15 protein-coding genes are annotated in these 13,781 nt (G+C 41.8%); 14 read left to right on the top strand and 1 reads right to left on the bottom strand.

The window, feature by feature from the left end:
* Positions 1-2: 2 nt before the first annotated feature.
* From spoIIIJ to KR50_RS02445, 9 genes are all read left to right on the top strand, one after another.
* Positions 3-767, top strand: a complete 765-nt coding sequence (gene spoIIIJ, locus KR50_RS02485) for a YidC family membrane integrase SpoIIIJ (protein ID WP_041054356.1) — start codon at positions 3-5, stop codon at positions 765-767.
* A 17-nt stretch (positions 768-784) separates the two neighbouring features.
* The gene (gene jag / locus KR50_RS02480; protein ID WP_041054353.1) at positions 785-1,432 is read left to right on the top strand and encodes an RNA-binding cell elongation regulator Jag/EloR; all 648 of its coding nucleotides are present in this window, start codon (positions 785-787) and stop codon (positions 1,430-1,432) included.
* 384 nt (positions 1,433-1,816) lie between these two features.
* A complete protein-coding gene (gene mnmE / locus KR50_RS02475; protein ID WP_041054351.1) occupies positions 1,817-3,202 on the top strand; it encodes a tRNA uridine-5-carboxymethylaminomethyl(34) synthesis GTPase MnmE in 1,386 nt (461 codons plus the stop codon).
* A gap of 30 nt (positions 3,203-3,232) precedes the next feature.
* Positions 3,233-5,128 (top strand): tRNA uridine-5-carboxymethylaminomethyl(34) synthesis enzyme MnmG, encoded by a 1,896-nt coding sequence (gene mnmG / locus KR50_RS02470; protein ID WP_041054348.1) that lies wholly within the window; start codon positions 3,233-3,235, stop codon positions 5,126-5,128.
* Positions 5,129-5,145: 17 nt separating this feature from the next.
* A complete protein-coding gene (gene rsmG / locus KR50_RS02465; RefSeq protein WP_041054345.1) occupies positions 5,146-5,859 on the top strand; it encodes a 16S rRNA (guanine(527)-N(7))-methyltransferase RsmG in 714 nt (237 codons plus the stop codon).
* A gap of 79 nt (positions 5,860-5,938) precedes the next feature.
* The gene (gene noc, locus KR50_RS02460; protein WP_041054342.1) at positions 5,939-6,793 is read left to right on the top strand and encodes a nucleoid occlusion protein; all 855 of its coding nucleotides are present in this window, start codon (positions 5,939-5,941) and stop codon (positions 6,791-6,793) included.
* Between the two features lie 269 nt (positions 6,794-7,062).
* Positions 7,063-7,824 carry a ParA family protein gene (locus KR50_RS02455; RefSeq protein WP_041054340.1) on the top strand — a complete coding sequence of 254 codons (762 nt, stop codon included), beginning with the start codon at positions 7,063-7,065 and terminating at the stop codon, positions 7,822-7,824.
* On the top strand, positions 7,817-8,668 hold the full coding sequence (locus KR50_RS02450) for a ParB/RepB/Spo0J family partition protein (protein ID WP_041054337.1): 852 nt from the start codon (positions 7,817-7,819) through the stop codon (positions 8,666-8,668). Before KR50_RS02455 ends, KR50_RS02450 begins: the two co-directional genes overlap by 8 nt.
* Before the next feature lie 83 nt (positions 8,669-8,751).
* Positions 8,752-9,462, top strand: a complete 711-nt coding sequence (locus KR50_RS02445; protein WP_041054334.1) for a DUF554 domain-containing protein — start codon at positions 8,752-8,754, stop codon at positions 9,460-9,462.
* Positions 9,463-9,474: 12 nt separating this feature from the next.
* Here KR50_RS02445 and yyaC read toward each other — a convergent pair whose 3' ends face one another.
* A complete protein-coding gene (gene yyaC / locus KR50_RS02440) occupies positions 9,475-10,044 on the bottom strand; it encodes a spore protease YyaC (RefSeq protein WP_052476691.1) in 570 nt (189 codons plus the stop codon).
* 189 nt (positions 10,045-10,233) lie between these two features.
* On the opposite strand from yyaC, the gene KR50_RS02435 reads away from it, so the two are divergent.
* The 5 genes from KR50_RS02435 (at position 10,234) to KR50_RS17910 (ending at position 13,775) form a co-directional block, all read left to right on the top strand.
* Positions 10,234-11,136 carry a mechanosensitive ion channel family protein gene (locus KR50_RS02435; RefSeq protein ID WP_041054333.1) on the top strand — a complete coding sequence of 301 codons (903 nt, stop codon included), beginning with the start codon at positions 10,234-10,236 and terminating at the stop codon, positions 11,134-11,136.
* 12 nt (positions 11,137-11,148) lie between these two features.
* A complete protein-coding gene (locus KR50_RS02430) occupies positions 11,149-11,346 on the top strand; it encodes a DUF951 domain-containing protein (protein ID WP_041054330.1) in 198 nt (65 codons plus the stop codon).
* Between the two features lie 179 nt (positions 11,347-11,525).
* On the top strand, positions 11,526-12,626 hold the full coding sequence (gene ychF / locus KR50_RS02425; RefSeq protein WP_041054329.1) for a redox-regulated ATPase YchF: 1,101 nt from the start codon (positions 11,526-11,528) through the stop codon (positions 12,624-12,626).
* 176 nt (positions 12,627-12,802) lie between these two features.
* The gene (locus KR50_RS02420) at positions 12,803-13,168 is read left to right on the top strand and encodes a PadR family transcriptional regulator (RefSeq protein ID WP_041054328.1); all 366 of its coding nucleotides are present in this window, start codon (positions 12,803-12,805) and stop codon (positions 13,166-13,168) included.
* Entirely contained in the window at positions 13,137-13,775 is a 639-nt protein-coding gene (locus KR50_RS17910; protein WP_052476689.1) for a DUF1129 family protein, read from the top strand. Before KR50_RS02420 ends, KR50_RS17910 begins: the two co-directional genes overlap by 32 nt.
* Positions 13,776-13,781 lie beyond the last annotated feature (6 nt).

Raw genomic sequence — 13,781 nt, 5'->3', positions numbered from 1 at the left:
GGGTGAAAAAACGATTACTGCCCCTTTTCATGATTGTGGGGTTAACAGCTCTTTTAACAGGTTGTATGGAGATCGATCAGCCGATTACAACCGAAAGTGAAGGAATATGGAATAGTTATTTTGTTTATCCGTTGTCATGGCTTATCACAACAATTGCCCAATGGTCAGGTGATAATTACGGTCTGGGAATTGTTTTAGTAACATTAATTATTCGATTTGCACTTTTGCCGCTAATGATTAAACAAACAAAAAACACGAAAAAAATGCAGGAAATTCAACCCGAAATGTTGAAGTTGAAGGAAAAGTATTCTTCTAAAGATGCTCAAACTCAGCAAAAGCTTCAGCAGGAAACGATGGCTATGTTCCAGAAAAATGGCGTAAATCCATTGGCAGGGTGTTTTCCACTTTTAATACAAATGCCGATTCTTATCGCTTTTTATCATGCGATTGTTCGAACAACTGAAATTGCGAATCATAATTTCCTATGGTTCGACCTGGGCGAAAGAGATCCGTTCTTTATTCTTCCTCTTGTAGCAGGTGTGACGACTTACTTGCAGCAGAAGATTATGATGGCTGGAAATCCGGCTGGTATGAATCCTCAAATGCAGATGATGCTTTATCTTATGCCTGTAATGATTGTCGTATTTGCGATTACTTTCCCATCTGCATTATCGCTTTACTGGGTTGTTGGTAATATCTTTATGATTGTTCAGACGTTAATTATTAATGGAACGGGCAGTAAAAAAGTAGACCAATCTGTTCAATAGACAGGGGGAGCCATGAAGTGACTCAAATCACGATGACAGGTGCAACAGTGGAGGAAGCGGTCGCTGCCGCACTTACGAAATTACAAATTTCGAAGGAAAAATCGGAAGTTACCGTCATTGATAAAGGGAAAAAAGGTTTTTTCGGACTGATAGGATCAAGGCCAGCTAAGGTACTTGTAAAGAAGCGAGTAGATGCAGTAGAAGAAGTTGACCAATATATTAAAGACGTAACCCGTCATATGGGACTCGAAATAGAGACGAAAATTCAAAAAAAAGGAAAAAACGTTATTTTTGAATTGCAAAGTGAAAAGGTTGCTCTTGTAATAGGAAAAAGAGGTCAAACGCTTAACTCTCTTCAGTATCTTGCTCAACTCATAGCCAATCAGCATTCGGACCAATTTTTAACGATCACGCTTGATGCGGAAAACTATCGGCAGCGCAGGCAGGAAACCCTGGAGCAATTAGCGAAAAAAATGGCAGATCAAGCGATAAGAACAGGGAGACCTGTTAAGCTTGAACCAATGCCATCTTATGAAAGAAAAATTATTCATAATGCGCTTACTGGAAGACGTGATATTGAAACGAACTCAGAAGGCACAGAACCTCACAGGTACATGATGATACAAGGTAAAAAAAATAAAAAAGAATCCTCTGTTAGTAAATAGAGGATTCTTTTTTTAGCCAATAACTTAATAGAATAAAATGAAAATAAATGGATTAATTTAATTTTATTATTATATAATTTTACATTTTTTACTTTAAACTATATTTGTTACTAGTGGTTTCAGAAGTGTAAGGCGAAGTGGAAGAAATACAGTTGCCCACATGTGGATAAGTAAAAGAAGGTGACACAGTACTGGAAGGCTGTGGATAAAAACATCTCATTTTCTTTTTAAATGAGGTAAAGTGTGCTATTCTAATAATTTAGAGGATGCCATATTAGCGCAAGTAGGTAAGCGCCGCATTATATAGATGATACTAGAAAGAAAACCTGACTGCTGTTGAAGAGAGTATTAGGAAACAGCGTTCTGGAATTGAGGTGAACAAAAATGGAATTTGACACAATTGCAGCGATCTCGACGCCAATGGGCGAAGGAGCAATTGCCATCGTCCGATTAAGCGGTGATGAAGCGTTTGCCATTGCAGATCGCGTCTTTAAAGGTATGGGAGGCAAGCAGCTTCAAACTGTTCCTTCCCATACTATTCATTATGGGCATATCGTAGATCCCGCGACCGATACATCCCTTGAGGAAGTCATGGTTTCTGTTATGAAGGGCCCTAAAACTTTCACACGTGAAGACGTTATAGAAATTAATTGCCACGGCGGGCTTGTTTCCGTTAATCAAGTGCTTCAGCTCATATTGCGTCAGGGCGCAAGGATTGCTGAACCGGGTGAGTTTACAAAGCGTGCGTTCTTAAATGGACGGATTGATTTGTCACAGGCTGAGGCTGTTATGGATATGATTCGAGCAAAAACGGATCGTGCGATGTCAGTGGCGATGGGACAAATGGAAGGAAAGCTCTCCAGGCTAGTTCAGTCACTCAGGCAGGAGATTTTAGAAATTCTGGCTCAGGTAGAAGTAAATATTGATTACCCTGAGTACGATGATGTAGAAGAAATGACATTGTCGATGATGATGGAAAAGTCCACCTATGTAAAAGGACAAATTGAGCGTCTGCTTCAAACTTCAGAACAAGGAAAAATACTTCGTGAAGGTCTTTCCACGGTCATTATCGGCCGACCGAATGTCGGAAAGTCTTCCTTATTAAATAGTTTAGTGCACGAGAACAAAGCGATTGTAACAGATGTGCCCGGAACCACTCGTGATGTCATTGAAGAATACGTTAATGTCCGCGGTGTTCCATTAAAACTTGTCGACACGGCAGGTATTCGAGAAACCGAAGATATTGTCGAACGAATTGGTGTTGAACGATCTCGAAAAGTGTTAAAGGAAGCCGATCTTATTTTGCTGGTGTTAAATTACGGCGAGGTATTATCAGAAGAGGATCGCCGATTATTCGAAGCAGTTAAAGGAATGGATACGATCGTGATCGTCAACAAAACGGACCTTTCCCAGTCGTTGAATATGGATGAAGTTAAAGAATTAACTGCCCATCATCGCTTAGTGACGACCTCTCTTTTAAAAGAGCAGGGAGTAGACGAGCTTGAAGAAGCAATCGCGTCTTTATTTTTCACTGGATCTTTAGAGGCGGCAGATGGTACGTATGTGTCAAATAACCGGCATATTGCTCTGCTTCATCAGGCACTTGCTTCAATTGATGAAGCAATCATGGGTGCTGAGATGGGCACGCCTGTCGATATGGTTCAAATAGATTTGCGCAGGACATGGGAAACGCTCGGAGAAATTAACGGAGATACCGTTCAGGAAAGTTTAATTGATCAGCTGTTTTCACAATTCTGCCTTGGGAAATAAAAAGCAATTAAAGGAGGAGCGTTCATCGTTATGGTGAAAAAATTTGAGGCAGGTTCTTTTGATGTAATCGTCGTAGGAGCCGGTCATGCCGGAGTAGAAGCAGGACTTGCTGCTGCACGCATGGGAGCCAAAACATTAATGTTAACAATTAATTTGGATATGGTTGCTTTTATGCCGTGTAACCCTTCAGTAGGAGGGCCGGCAAAAGGAATCGTCGTAAGAGAAATCGATGCTCTTGGAGGAGAGATGGGCCGTACGATCGATAAAACCCACATCCAGATGCGCATGTTGAATACAGGAAAAGGACCAGCCGTTCGTGCGCTGCGTGCGCAGGCTGACAAAGTACTTTATCAGCAGGACATGAAAGAAACGATTGAAAATGAACCCAACATTACGCTGTTACAAGCGATGGTTGAAGAGTTAATTATAGAAAATGGAGAATGCACAGGTGTTATTTCCAAAACAGGCGCCACCTACCGTGCGAAAACGACCATTATCACGGCTGGAACCTTCCTGCGCGGTGAGGTTATTGTCGGTGATTTAAAATATTCAAGCGGACCGAATAATCAGCAGCCTTCCATTGGTCTTGCCGATCATTTACGGTCACTTGGCTTTGATATCGTCCGTTTTAAAACGGGTACTCCGCCGCGGGTTAACAGTCAGACCATTGACTATTCCAAGACTGAAATACAGCCGGGAGATGATGTTCCACGTGCTTTCAGTTACGAAACGACTGAGTATATAACAGATCAGCTTCCTTGCTGGTTAACGTATACAAATGAGGAAACACACACAATTATTGACGAAAATTTACACCGTTCTGCAATGTATTCAGGTATGATAAAAGGAACGGGTCCACGTTATTGTCCTTCTATTGAGGATAAAGTCGTCCGGTTTAACGATAAACCGCGTCATCAGATTTTCCTTGAGCCTGAAGGACGCCATACGAAAGAAGTATATGTGCAGGGACTTTCCACGAGTTTACCGGAAGATGTTCAGCAAAAAATCCTATCTTCAATACCTGGCCTTGAAAATGCGCAGATGATGCGTTCGGGCTATGCCATTGAGTATGACGCCATTGTCCCGACTCAGCTCTGGCCTACACTTGAAACAAAAAAAGTCAAAAATCTATATACTGCTGGCCAAATTAACGGCACCTCCGGCTATGAGGAAGCAGCAGGTCAAGGATTAATGGCTGGAATAAATGCTGCCAGACGTGCTTTTGATAAAGAAGAAGTTATTCTGAGCCGTTCAGATGCGTATATTGGGGTGCTGATTGATGATTTAGTGACCAAAGGCACAAATGAACCTTACAGACTTCTGACCTCGAGAGCCGAGTACCGATTATTGCTGCGCCATGATAATGCGGATCTTCGCCTAAAAGATGTTGGTCGTGAAATTGGCCTTGTTTCGGATGATAGCTTTGAAAAGTTTGTTGCGAAAAAAGAAATGATTCAAGGTGAGTTAAAGCGCCTGCAGTCGACGATGATTAAGCCAAATGAACATGTTCAGGCATTGATGGAATCGATCGGAAGCAGTCTGTTAAAAGACGGAATTAAAGGATCAGACCTTTTAAGACGTCCTGAAATCACGTACAATCATATTAAAGCGCTTGTTCCTGCGGCTAATGAACTTCCATTTGATGTTGAAGAGCAAGTTGAAATTCAAATTAAATATGAAGGCTATATTGAAAAATCATTGCAGCAAGTCGATAAATTAAAGAAGATGGAAAATAAAAAGATACCAGAACGCATTGATTACGATGCGATCTCAGGCATTGCAAGTGAAGCAAGACAAAAGCTTCGCGATGTAAGACCGCTTTCCATCGCACAGGCATCTCGAATTTCAGGGGTCAACCCGGCAGATATTTCAATCCTGCTTGTCTATATTGAGCAGGGGCGAATTGCAAAAGTGTCAGGGGAATAACCTAAAGGAGAAAACGCATGAATCAGGAGCAATTTCAGCAGCTGCTGAAGGAAAAAGGGATTATCCTGTCCGATCAGCAGCTACATCAGTTTAATCGTTATTATGAGATACTCGTTGACTGGAATGAAAAAATGAATCTTACGGCAATCACAGACCGTAAAGAAGTTTATTTAAAGCATTTCTATGATTCAATTACAGCGAGTTTTTATGTAGATTTAACACAGCCCCTTTCCATATGTGATGTTGGAGCGGGAGCTGGATTTCCAAGTATTCCGTTAAAAATTTGCTTTCCTCATTTAAAGGTGTCAATTGTTGACTCTTTAAATAAACGAATCACTTTCTTAAATCATCTGGCAAGCGAGCTTGAACTAGATAACGTCCAGTTTCATCATGATCGAGCTGAGACATTTGGGCAAAATAAAGTATACCGGGAAACGTATGATCTCGTTACAGCACGGGCAGTGGCGAGACTTTCGGTACTATCGGAGCTTTGTCTGCCGCTGGCTAAGCCGGGGGGCACCTTTGTGGCAATGAAGGCTGCAAATGCAACAGATGAATTAGAAGACGCCAAGCGGGCGATCAAATTGCTCGGCGGAGGGAACATAGAAGTTCAATCTTTTGAACTCCCTATAGAATTCAGTGACCGTTCGATTATGATGATTAAAAAATCAGCTTCTACCCCTAAAAAGTATCCAAGAAAGCCGGGGACTCCAAATAAGTCCCCGCTGTGATAGATCGGTCACCCTATGTTTCACGTGAAACGGGGTAAAAGAGCAGAGATTGCGAGTTTCATAAAGGTGGTGTGTCTTGATGAAGACTCCGTTTTCACGGATCTTTGGACTTGGTGATAAGGAAGAACCCGTTTCTCCCGAAGCCTTGGAACAAAAAGAAGAAGTTAGGCAAATAGAAATTCATCAAATTCAACCGAACCGTTTTCAGCCGAGAACGATCTTTGATGATGAAAAAATAGAAGAACTTGCTAGAACCATTCATACCCATGGCATTATCCAGCCTATCATTATACGTGAAAGCGGAGATGGCCAGTTTGAGATTATTGCAGGTGAGCGAAGATGGCGCGCCATGAAATCACTTGGATGGGAAAAGGTTCCTGCCATTGTAAAAAACATGAGCGATACAGAAACAGCTTCAGTCGCCCTGATCGAAAATTTACAGCGCGAAGAACTCTCACCCGTAGAAGAGGCGATGGCCTATCAAAAGCTTTTAGACCTTCACCAGCTTACACAGGAAGCTCTTGCACAACGTTTAGGAAAAGGGCAATCTACAGTAGCTAACAAGCTTAGGCTATTAAAGCTTCCTGAAGAAGTGCTGCAAGTTCTTACCCGAAAGCTGATAACAGAGCGCCATGCCCGTGCGCTTATTCCGCTGAAGGATCAAGAACTTCAAGTAAAACTGCTCGATGAAGTAGTGGAACAGCAGCTAAACGTAAAGCAAACAGAAACCCGTGTGCAAAAGCTGTTAGAAAGTCCCGAAAAAAAAGCAAAGCCGAAGAAAAGGGCCTTCAACAAAGACGTCCGCATTGCGGTAAACACCATCCGGCAGTCACTAAATATGATCTCTGACTCTGGCATGAAACTCGACTCTGAAGAAGAAGAGTTTGATGATTATTATAAAATCACTATCAAACTTCCTAAAAAGAAGAAATAGGGAATATCTTCATAAAAAACGAAAAATGATCATGTGATCATTTTTCGTTTTTTTAATGAAGTGATACATAAAAGGGGGAAGGCACGTTTATGTATCACTGCCCTCTTACGTAAGAACATTTCATTTTATTTCAAAACTACCAATTAATTAAAAAAGTCTGTTAAAATAAAGATAAAGATTGCCCGGAAGGCAGGAAAAGGTTGCTTTGAGGTTGAAATGTAGTATTTGCATCCAGAGTTCCCGGCACAATAAGGATAGGTGAAAGTCTTATGGGAAGAATCATTGCGATTACAAATCAAAAAGGCGGAGTCGGGAAAACGACGACTTCTGTTAATTTGAGTGCTTGTCTTGCATACCTGGGGAAAAAAGTCCTGCTGGTTGATGTGGACCCTCAGGGAAATGCGACAAGCGGTGTAGGGATCGATAAAGGAGAAGTCGATCAATGCATTTATGATATTTTAGTAGATGATGTCGATATCCGGCCAATCATTAGGGAAACAACGGTTGAGAACCTCCATGCGATCCCTGCTACAATCTCACTTGCTGGAGCAGAAATTGAACTGGTTTCAACGATATCAAGAGAAGTTCGTCTTCAAAAATCGTTAAGGGAAATTCAGTCGAATTATGATTATATTATTATTGATTGCCCCCCGTCACTCGGTCTTCTGACTATTAATGCATTAACTGCTTCAGATGCATTAGTTATTCCAGTTCAATGTGAATATTACGCGTTAGAAGGACTAAGTCAGCTTCTCAGTACGATACGCCTTGTTCAAAAACACTTAAATCATCAGCTGCTAATCGATGGTGTGCTGCTGACAATGCTGGATGCAAGAACAAATCTTGGCATTCAGGTTATTGAGGAAGTAAAAAAATACTTCCAGGATAAAGTGTATCGCACCATTATTCCCAGAAATGTACGTTTGAGCGAAGCGCCAAGCCATGGTCTGCCAGTCATTTTGTATGATCCAAAGTCAAGAGGAGCAGAAGTGTATCTTGATCTTGCAAAGGAAGTGATAAAGAATGGCTAAAGGGTTAGGAAAAGGCGTCCATGCACTGTTTAAGGATATGTCGTCAGTAGGAGATGAACAGGTACAGCAGTTATCTCTAAAAGACATCCGGCCGAATCCTTATCAACCGAGAAAGATCTTTCAAAAGGAATCGATAGACGAATTAAAAAAATCCATTCAGCAGCATGGAATTCTTCAGCCGATCATTGTTCGAAAGAGCATAAAGGGATTTGAAATTGTTGTAGGTGAACGCAGATACCGGGCCTCTAAAGAAGCAGGACTTCATCATATTCCAGCTGTGGTGAGAGACCTTACAGATCAGCAAATGATGGAACTCTCCATATTGGAAAATCTTCAGCGGGAGGATTTGACTCCGATCGAAGAAGCAAATGCCTATGAGACACTGATCAATAAGCTATCCGTTACACAGGATCAGCTGGCAAAAACACTGGGCAAAAGCCGTCCTCATATTGCCAATCATGTCAGACTGCTGACTCTTCCTGAAGCGGTGCAGGAGCATATATCAGAGGGTGAGATGTCCATGGGGCATGGCCGGGCGCTGCTGGGATTAAAGAAAAAAGAACGCCTGCAGGAGCTTGCGGAAAAAGTAGTTAACGAAAAAATGACGGTACGTGCACTTGAACAGCTGATTCAGAAAATGAACGATGTTCCACGTGAAACAAAGAAGAAGCCAAAAAGACAGCTTCCCTATTACCGTGAGCATGAGGGCATTCTTCGAGAACGATTCGGCACCAGTGTAGCCATTAAAAAAAGCAAAAATAAAGGAAAAATTGAAATTGAATTTATGACTGACGATGACTTGGAGAGAATTTTGTCTCTTCTGAATGAAAATCAGGAAGCATAAAAACACGACTCGGTGAGAATCCACACTCACGGGTCGTGTTCTCTTACATAGGAAATAACTTGAGATAGAGATGAGGAATAGGAATGGTGCTAGTAGGAACACTGGTGAATGGTTTGCTGATTGTCCTTGGGACACTTTTGGGGAAAATGCTGCATCGAATTCCCGAACATATTAAAACAACCGTTATGTCAGCTATCGGTTTAGCTGTAGTAGTGCTGGGCCTTCAAATGGGTTTTCAAAGCAATAATTATTTAATTGTCATCATCAGCCTGGTAATCGGCGCTATCACTGGGGAGTGGATTGCGCTTGATGAAAAATTAAATGCCGTCGGACGATGGATTGAGTCAAAGGTTGGGTCAAACGGTGATACGAGTATTTCACAAGGGTTTGTTACAGCGACCCTGATTTTTGTGATTGGGGCTATGGCGGTGATTGGCGCTCTCGACAGCGGCATCAGGGGCGACCATCAAGTGCTGTATACAAAATCGATTATAGATGGCTTTACTTCTGTTATTCTTGCTTCCACTCTGGGAATCGGTGTCCTGTTTTCAGCTATTCCGGTTATACTCTACCAGGGATCCATTGCATTATTTGCCACCCAGATTGACCGGTTTGTCCCTGAAGGTCTGATGGATAGTTTTATCGCAGAGATGACGGCAACAGGGGGAATCATGATTTTTGCTATTGGCTTAAACTTAATAGGACTGACAAAAATCAAAGTGGCAAATTTACTTCCCGGCATTTTAATCGCAGCAATTGTTGTCACCATTCAGTACGTATACTTACCGGTATAAAGGACAGCTTGCTCACTTTCTATATAAAATGTTTGAGTAATGAATCGCATCTGTAATCGTATTTGCCATTTCTGTTACCAAATACAAGCGGGTATTTTGCAGCATTGTCAGTTCCATAAAACCTCCAACATTAACAATTCCAATCAGATGTATGTCTCCTACATCCGGAAGTTTTTTCTGAACCCCTGCTCCAGGGCGGACAGGACCGTTATCAATTTCAATATACCCAACGCTTTTCAGCTGGCCTAAACAGGCGTCAATCCCCACAATAAATGCTCCGGGATGGAGTTTGTGGATCATTATCATGGTTTTTTCTAAATTTAATGCATGAACAGGTTCTTTCAGCGTTCCATAGACATGAAAACCAGGAAGCCTTCTTTTTTCTAGAAGAGCTCCAATAAGCGGTCCTAATGCATCTCCTGTAGAACGGTCGGTTCCAATGCAAACAAAAACGATAGATTCTCCTTGATTCGGATAGCGCAGCACAAGCTCTCTAGACAAGTGATGGGCAGTTAAGGGATTATCCATATGGCTTCTATAGGCAGGAGGAAAGAGCGGCAGTGAATGTGGTTGAATAGTCATTGAACGAACTCCTTCACCAGAGGATATGAGTTTTCAGTATTGCCTTTTTACAAAAATAAAATACCTTTTTGTTCATTATATAACACGTTCTGTTCTTTTTAAAGAACATAATGTGTTATTGTTTCTCATATGAGCCTAGACTTGGTAAGATAGATAAAAGTTTTGTACTTTAAAGAGGATGTGCGAAGTGTGAGTTCATTAAATTCTTTCTGGCAGACCTTTCTAAACTATGTTTCTGATGAAGAAATATGGATATCTCTTGGATTTACTTTTATAAAAATCATATTTATTATTTTAGTAGCAGGGGTGGTCGTCAGGCTAGCTAAAACGGTGATCCTGAACATCTTTAAGGTGCGTTCAAAAGCACCCATGCATGTTTCTGAAAGAAGGGAAAAAACACTTCTTAAGCTGCTTCAGAATGTGGTCTCGTATGTGGTCTATTTTGTAGCGATTTTAGCTGTGTTGTCTGCAATAAATATCGATGTTACAGGGCTAATCGCCGGAGCGGGAATATTAGGACTTGCGGTAGGTTTTGGTGCACAGAATTTAGTGCGTGATATTATTACCGGGTTTTTCATTATCTTTGAAGATCAATTTTCCGTAGGAGATTATGTCAGAGTTGGACAGGCAGAAGGAATTGTTGAAGAAATTGGTCTTCGAACAACGAAAATCAAAAGCTGGACCGGGGAATTGCACATTTTCCCCAACGGCAGTGTAAATGAAGTGATAAACTTTTCAATTCATAACAGTGTGGCTGTAGTGGATGTAAGCATTGCCTATGAAGAAGATATTGAACGAGCGGAAAAAGAGCTTGTGGCATTCCTGGATACCCTTGAAGGGAAATATGAAGAAATTATTTTAAAACCCGAATTACTCGGCATTCAGACTTTAGGTGCTTCAGAAGTGGTGATGCGGGTGATCGCAGAAACTGGGCCAATGCAGCATTTTTTTGTTGCAAGAGCCCTGCGTAAAGACATAAAAAATCACCTGGATAAAGTCGGAATTGAAATTCCATTTCCACGAATGGTTATGTATTCGCGGGAAGAAGCGGCGCAAAAGGCATCTTCAAAAAATCAATTACAAGGTGAATAGGAGGAACATGAGGTGGAGGATAAAGAATACGGCCTACATGATGTGGTGGAAATGAAAAAACAACATCCGTGCGGCACAAACAGTTGGAAAATAATTCGCATGGGGATGGATATCCGCATAAAATGTGAAGGCTGCTCCCACAGTGTGATGATCCCTCGCAAAGAATTTTCCCGAAAAATGAAAAAAGTACTCGTCAAGCACGAAGAGTAATTTGCTGCCCCTTCTGATGGAAGGGGCTTTACGTTTGTGCATGATTTTTTACAGACAAGCAGAACCGCCCCGCCTACTTGTTTTTTATTCACTCAAACTCTATAATTGTGTGAGGTTTAATAAGTAATCTGAATGTCTTAGGACTTTTAAATAGAAGATAAATTGAGGAGTGAAGATATATGGCTCTTACAGCTGGAATCGTTGGGCTGCCGAACGTTGGTAAATCAACCTTATTTAATGCCATTACAAAAGCGGGGGCAGAGTCTGCCAACTATCCGTTTTGCACGATCGACCCGAATGTGGGGATTGTGGAAGTGCCGGATTCGCGCTTAACAAAATTAACAGAGCTGGTTAATCCGAAAAAAACCGTTCCAACGGCTTTTGAATTTACGGATATTGCTGGGATTGTAAAAGGAGCAAGTAAAGGAGAAGGACTTGGCAACAAGTTTTTATCTCATATTCGGGAAGTAGATGCGATTGTTCAAGTTGTACGCTGCTTTGAAGACGATAATATCACTCATGTATCAGGAAAAGTCGATCCACTTGATGATATAGATGTGATTAATCTTGAATTAATTCTTGCGGACCTTGAAGCAGTGGACAAGAGAATTGCACGCGTTGGTAAAATGGCGAAGCAAAGAGACAAAGATTCTCTAGCCGAGTTAACCGTATTGGAACTAGTAAAAGAAGCGCTCGAAGAAAACAAACCCGCCCGCACGGTTGAATTCACTGAAGATCAGCAGCGGATCGCGCGCCATCTTCATCTTTTAACTAGTAAACCGATGCTTTACGTATCAAATGTTGGTGAAGATGAAATTGCCGATCCTTCAGGCAATGAGTATGTAAAACGTGTACGTGAATTTGCAGCCCAGGACAACGCAGAAGTCATTGTGGTCTGTGCTAAAATCGAAGAGGAAATCTCCGAACTCGATGAAGAAGAAAAAGCGATGTTCCTGCAGGAGCTTGGCATTGAAGAGTCTGGTCTTGATCAATTAATTCGCGCTACGTATAATCTTCTTGGCCTTGCTACGTACTTTACAGCAGGCGTTCAGGAAGTGCGCGCCTGGACATTCCGTCACGGCATGAAAGCTCCTCAATGCGCAGGCGTGATTCACACCGATTTTGAGCGTGGATTTATCCGTGCCGAAACGGTTTCCTATGAAGATCTGATTCAAACAGGATCCATGACAGCAGCAAAAGAAGCTGGAAAAGTCCGTTTGGAAGGAAAAGAATACATCGTGAAAGACGGAGATGTCATTCACTTCCGCTTTAACGTATAAAAACGAAAACGCCAGAGGCTCAATTAGTTGAGCACTGGCCTTTTTTATGGAAAAGAAAGCCATAGAGAAGTGGACAATAAATACAGGATTTGATAGGCTGACAGTAACTTGCAAAGCAAGCTACTTGCTCTGGCCTAGTAGCTTGCATAACAATATACTGGCGGGAGATGAGTAAAATGAATAAAAGTCAGATGCTTAAAGGGGTGCTTGAAGGATGCATCCTTGCTGTAATCGAAGAAAGACCTACATATGGATATGAATTATACCTGCGATTAACGGATCAGGGGCTTCAAGCAGTGAGTGAAGGCTCTATTTACCCTGTCCTGCTCCGATTACAAAAAGAAGAACTGATCGAAGGAACCTTTGTAAAATCAGCGAATGGTCCGAATAGAAAATATTATTCACTGTCAGATAAGGGCAAACAAGCCATAAAACACTTTAAACAGGAATGGATCGTCCTTTCTGATTCTGTCAACGAAATTGTGTTAAAGAAAGGGGGTAGAGGAGACGATGACCACCACCGCATTCATCGAGCTAAATAATAAGCGGCGAAAAGAACTAACGCCTCAAAATGAAGCGTTTTATAAGAACATCCTGCTGTATGTCAGAGGCAGCAATGTGGATCAGCGGGCGGGAGAAGAACTGCTGCTTGAACTGCTGGAGCATTTAATTGATGCTCAGGCCAGAGGAAAAAAAGCTGTGGATGTATTTGGCCTTCATCCCGAAGAGTATTGCAAAAAGCTTGTTGATGCACTGCCCAAGGCTTCCATAAAACAAAAAGCAATTCTCTCCGGGTCTGTTCTTTCATTTAGCGGGATGTGGCTGTTTGGTTTGCTGAGTGCGGCCCAGCTTCTATGGCCCGAGCTTCAGCCCTCGATTGCCGTTTCACATCTTGCTGCAGTTGTCATGGTGATGCTTCTCTTGCCCGGAACCATTCTTACTCTGTTAAAAAAGAGTCTATTTACAGCTGAACAATCACGCATTGAAAATGTCATATGGGTGATCACCATGGGATTTATCTGGCTGATTCCCATCGCCATTATCTATATAGTACCCGCCACCTTTAAAATCGAAGGTTCATTCTTCCTGTATGGATCTGTTTTTGCGGTTCTTTTACTCGTTCATTTTGTGCTGGAGAAATTAAAGTAAACGAGT

It is taken from the genome of Jeotgalibacillus campisalis (genome assembly GCF_000829515.1).
In the GTDB taxonomy this organism is placed as follows: domain Bacteria; phylum Bacillota; class Bacilli; order Bacillales; family Jeotgalibacillaceae; genus Jeotgalibacillus; species Jeotgalibacillus campisalis.
This window is presented reverse-complemented; position numbering and strand designations above follow the sequence as displayed.

What these genes read in the sequence shown, in the direction of transcription:
- KR50_RS02455 (WP_041054340.1), top strand. Translation starts at nt 7,063, where the DNA reads ATGGGAAGAATCATTGCGATTACAAATCAAAAAGGCGGAGTCGGGAAA.
- rsmG (WP_041054345.1), top strand. Translation starts at nt 5,146, where the DNA reads ATGAATCAGGAGCAATTTCAGCAGCTGCTGAAGGAAAAAGGGATTATC.
- KR50_RS17910 (WP_052476689.1), top strand. Translation starts at nt 13,137, where the DNA reads ATGACCACCACCGCATTCATCGAGCTAAATAATAAGCGGCGAAAAGAA.
- mnmE (WP_041054351.1), top strand. Translation starts at nt 1,817, where the DNA reads ATGGAATTTGACACAATTGCAGCGATCTCGACGCCAATGGGCGAAGGA.
- noc (WP_041054342.1), top strand. Translation starts at nt 5,939, where the DNA reads ATGAAGACTCCGTTTTCACGGATCTTTGGACTTGGTGATAAGGAAGAA.
- KR50_RS02445 (WP_041054334.1), top strand. Translation starts at nt 8,752, where the DNA reads ATGGTGCTAGTAGGAACACTGGTGAATGGTTTGCTGATTGTCCTTGGG.
- mnmG (WP_041054348.1), top strand. Translation starts at nt 3,233, where the DNA reads ATGGTGAAAAAATTTGAGGCAGGTTCTTTTGATGTAATCGTCGTAGGA.
- KR50_RS02450 (WP_041054337.1), top strand. Translation starts at nt 7,817, where the DNA reads ATGGCTAAAGGGTTAGGAAAAGGCGTCCATGCACTGTTTAAGGATATG.
- KR50_RS02420 (WP_041054328.1), top strand. Translation starts at nt 12,803, where the DNA reads ATGAATAAAAGTCAGATGCTTAAAGGGGTGCTTGAAGGATGCATCCTT.
- ychF (WP_041054329.1), top strand. Translation starts at nt 11,526, where the DNA reads ATGGCTCTTACAGCTGGAATCGTTGGGCTGCCGAACGTTGGTAAATCA.
- yyaC (WP_052476691.1), bottom strand. Translation starts at nt 10,044, where the DNA reads ATGACTATTCAACCACATTCACTGCCGCTCTTTCCTCCTGCCTATAGA.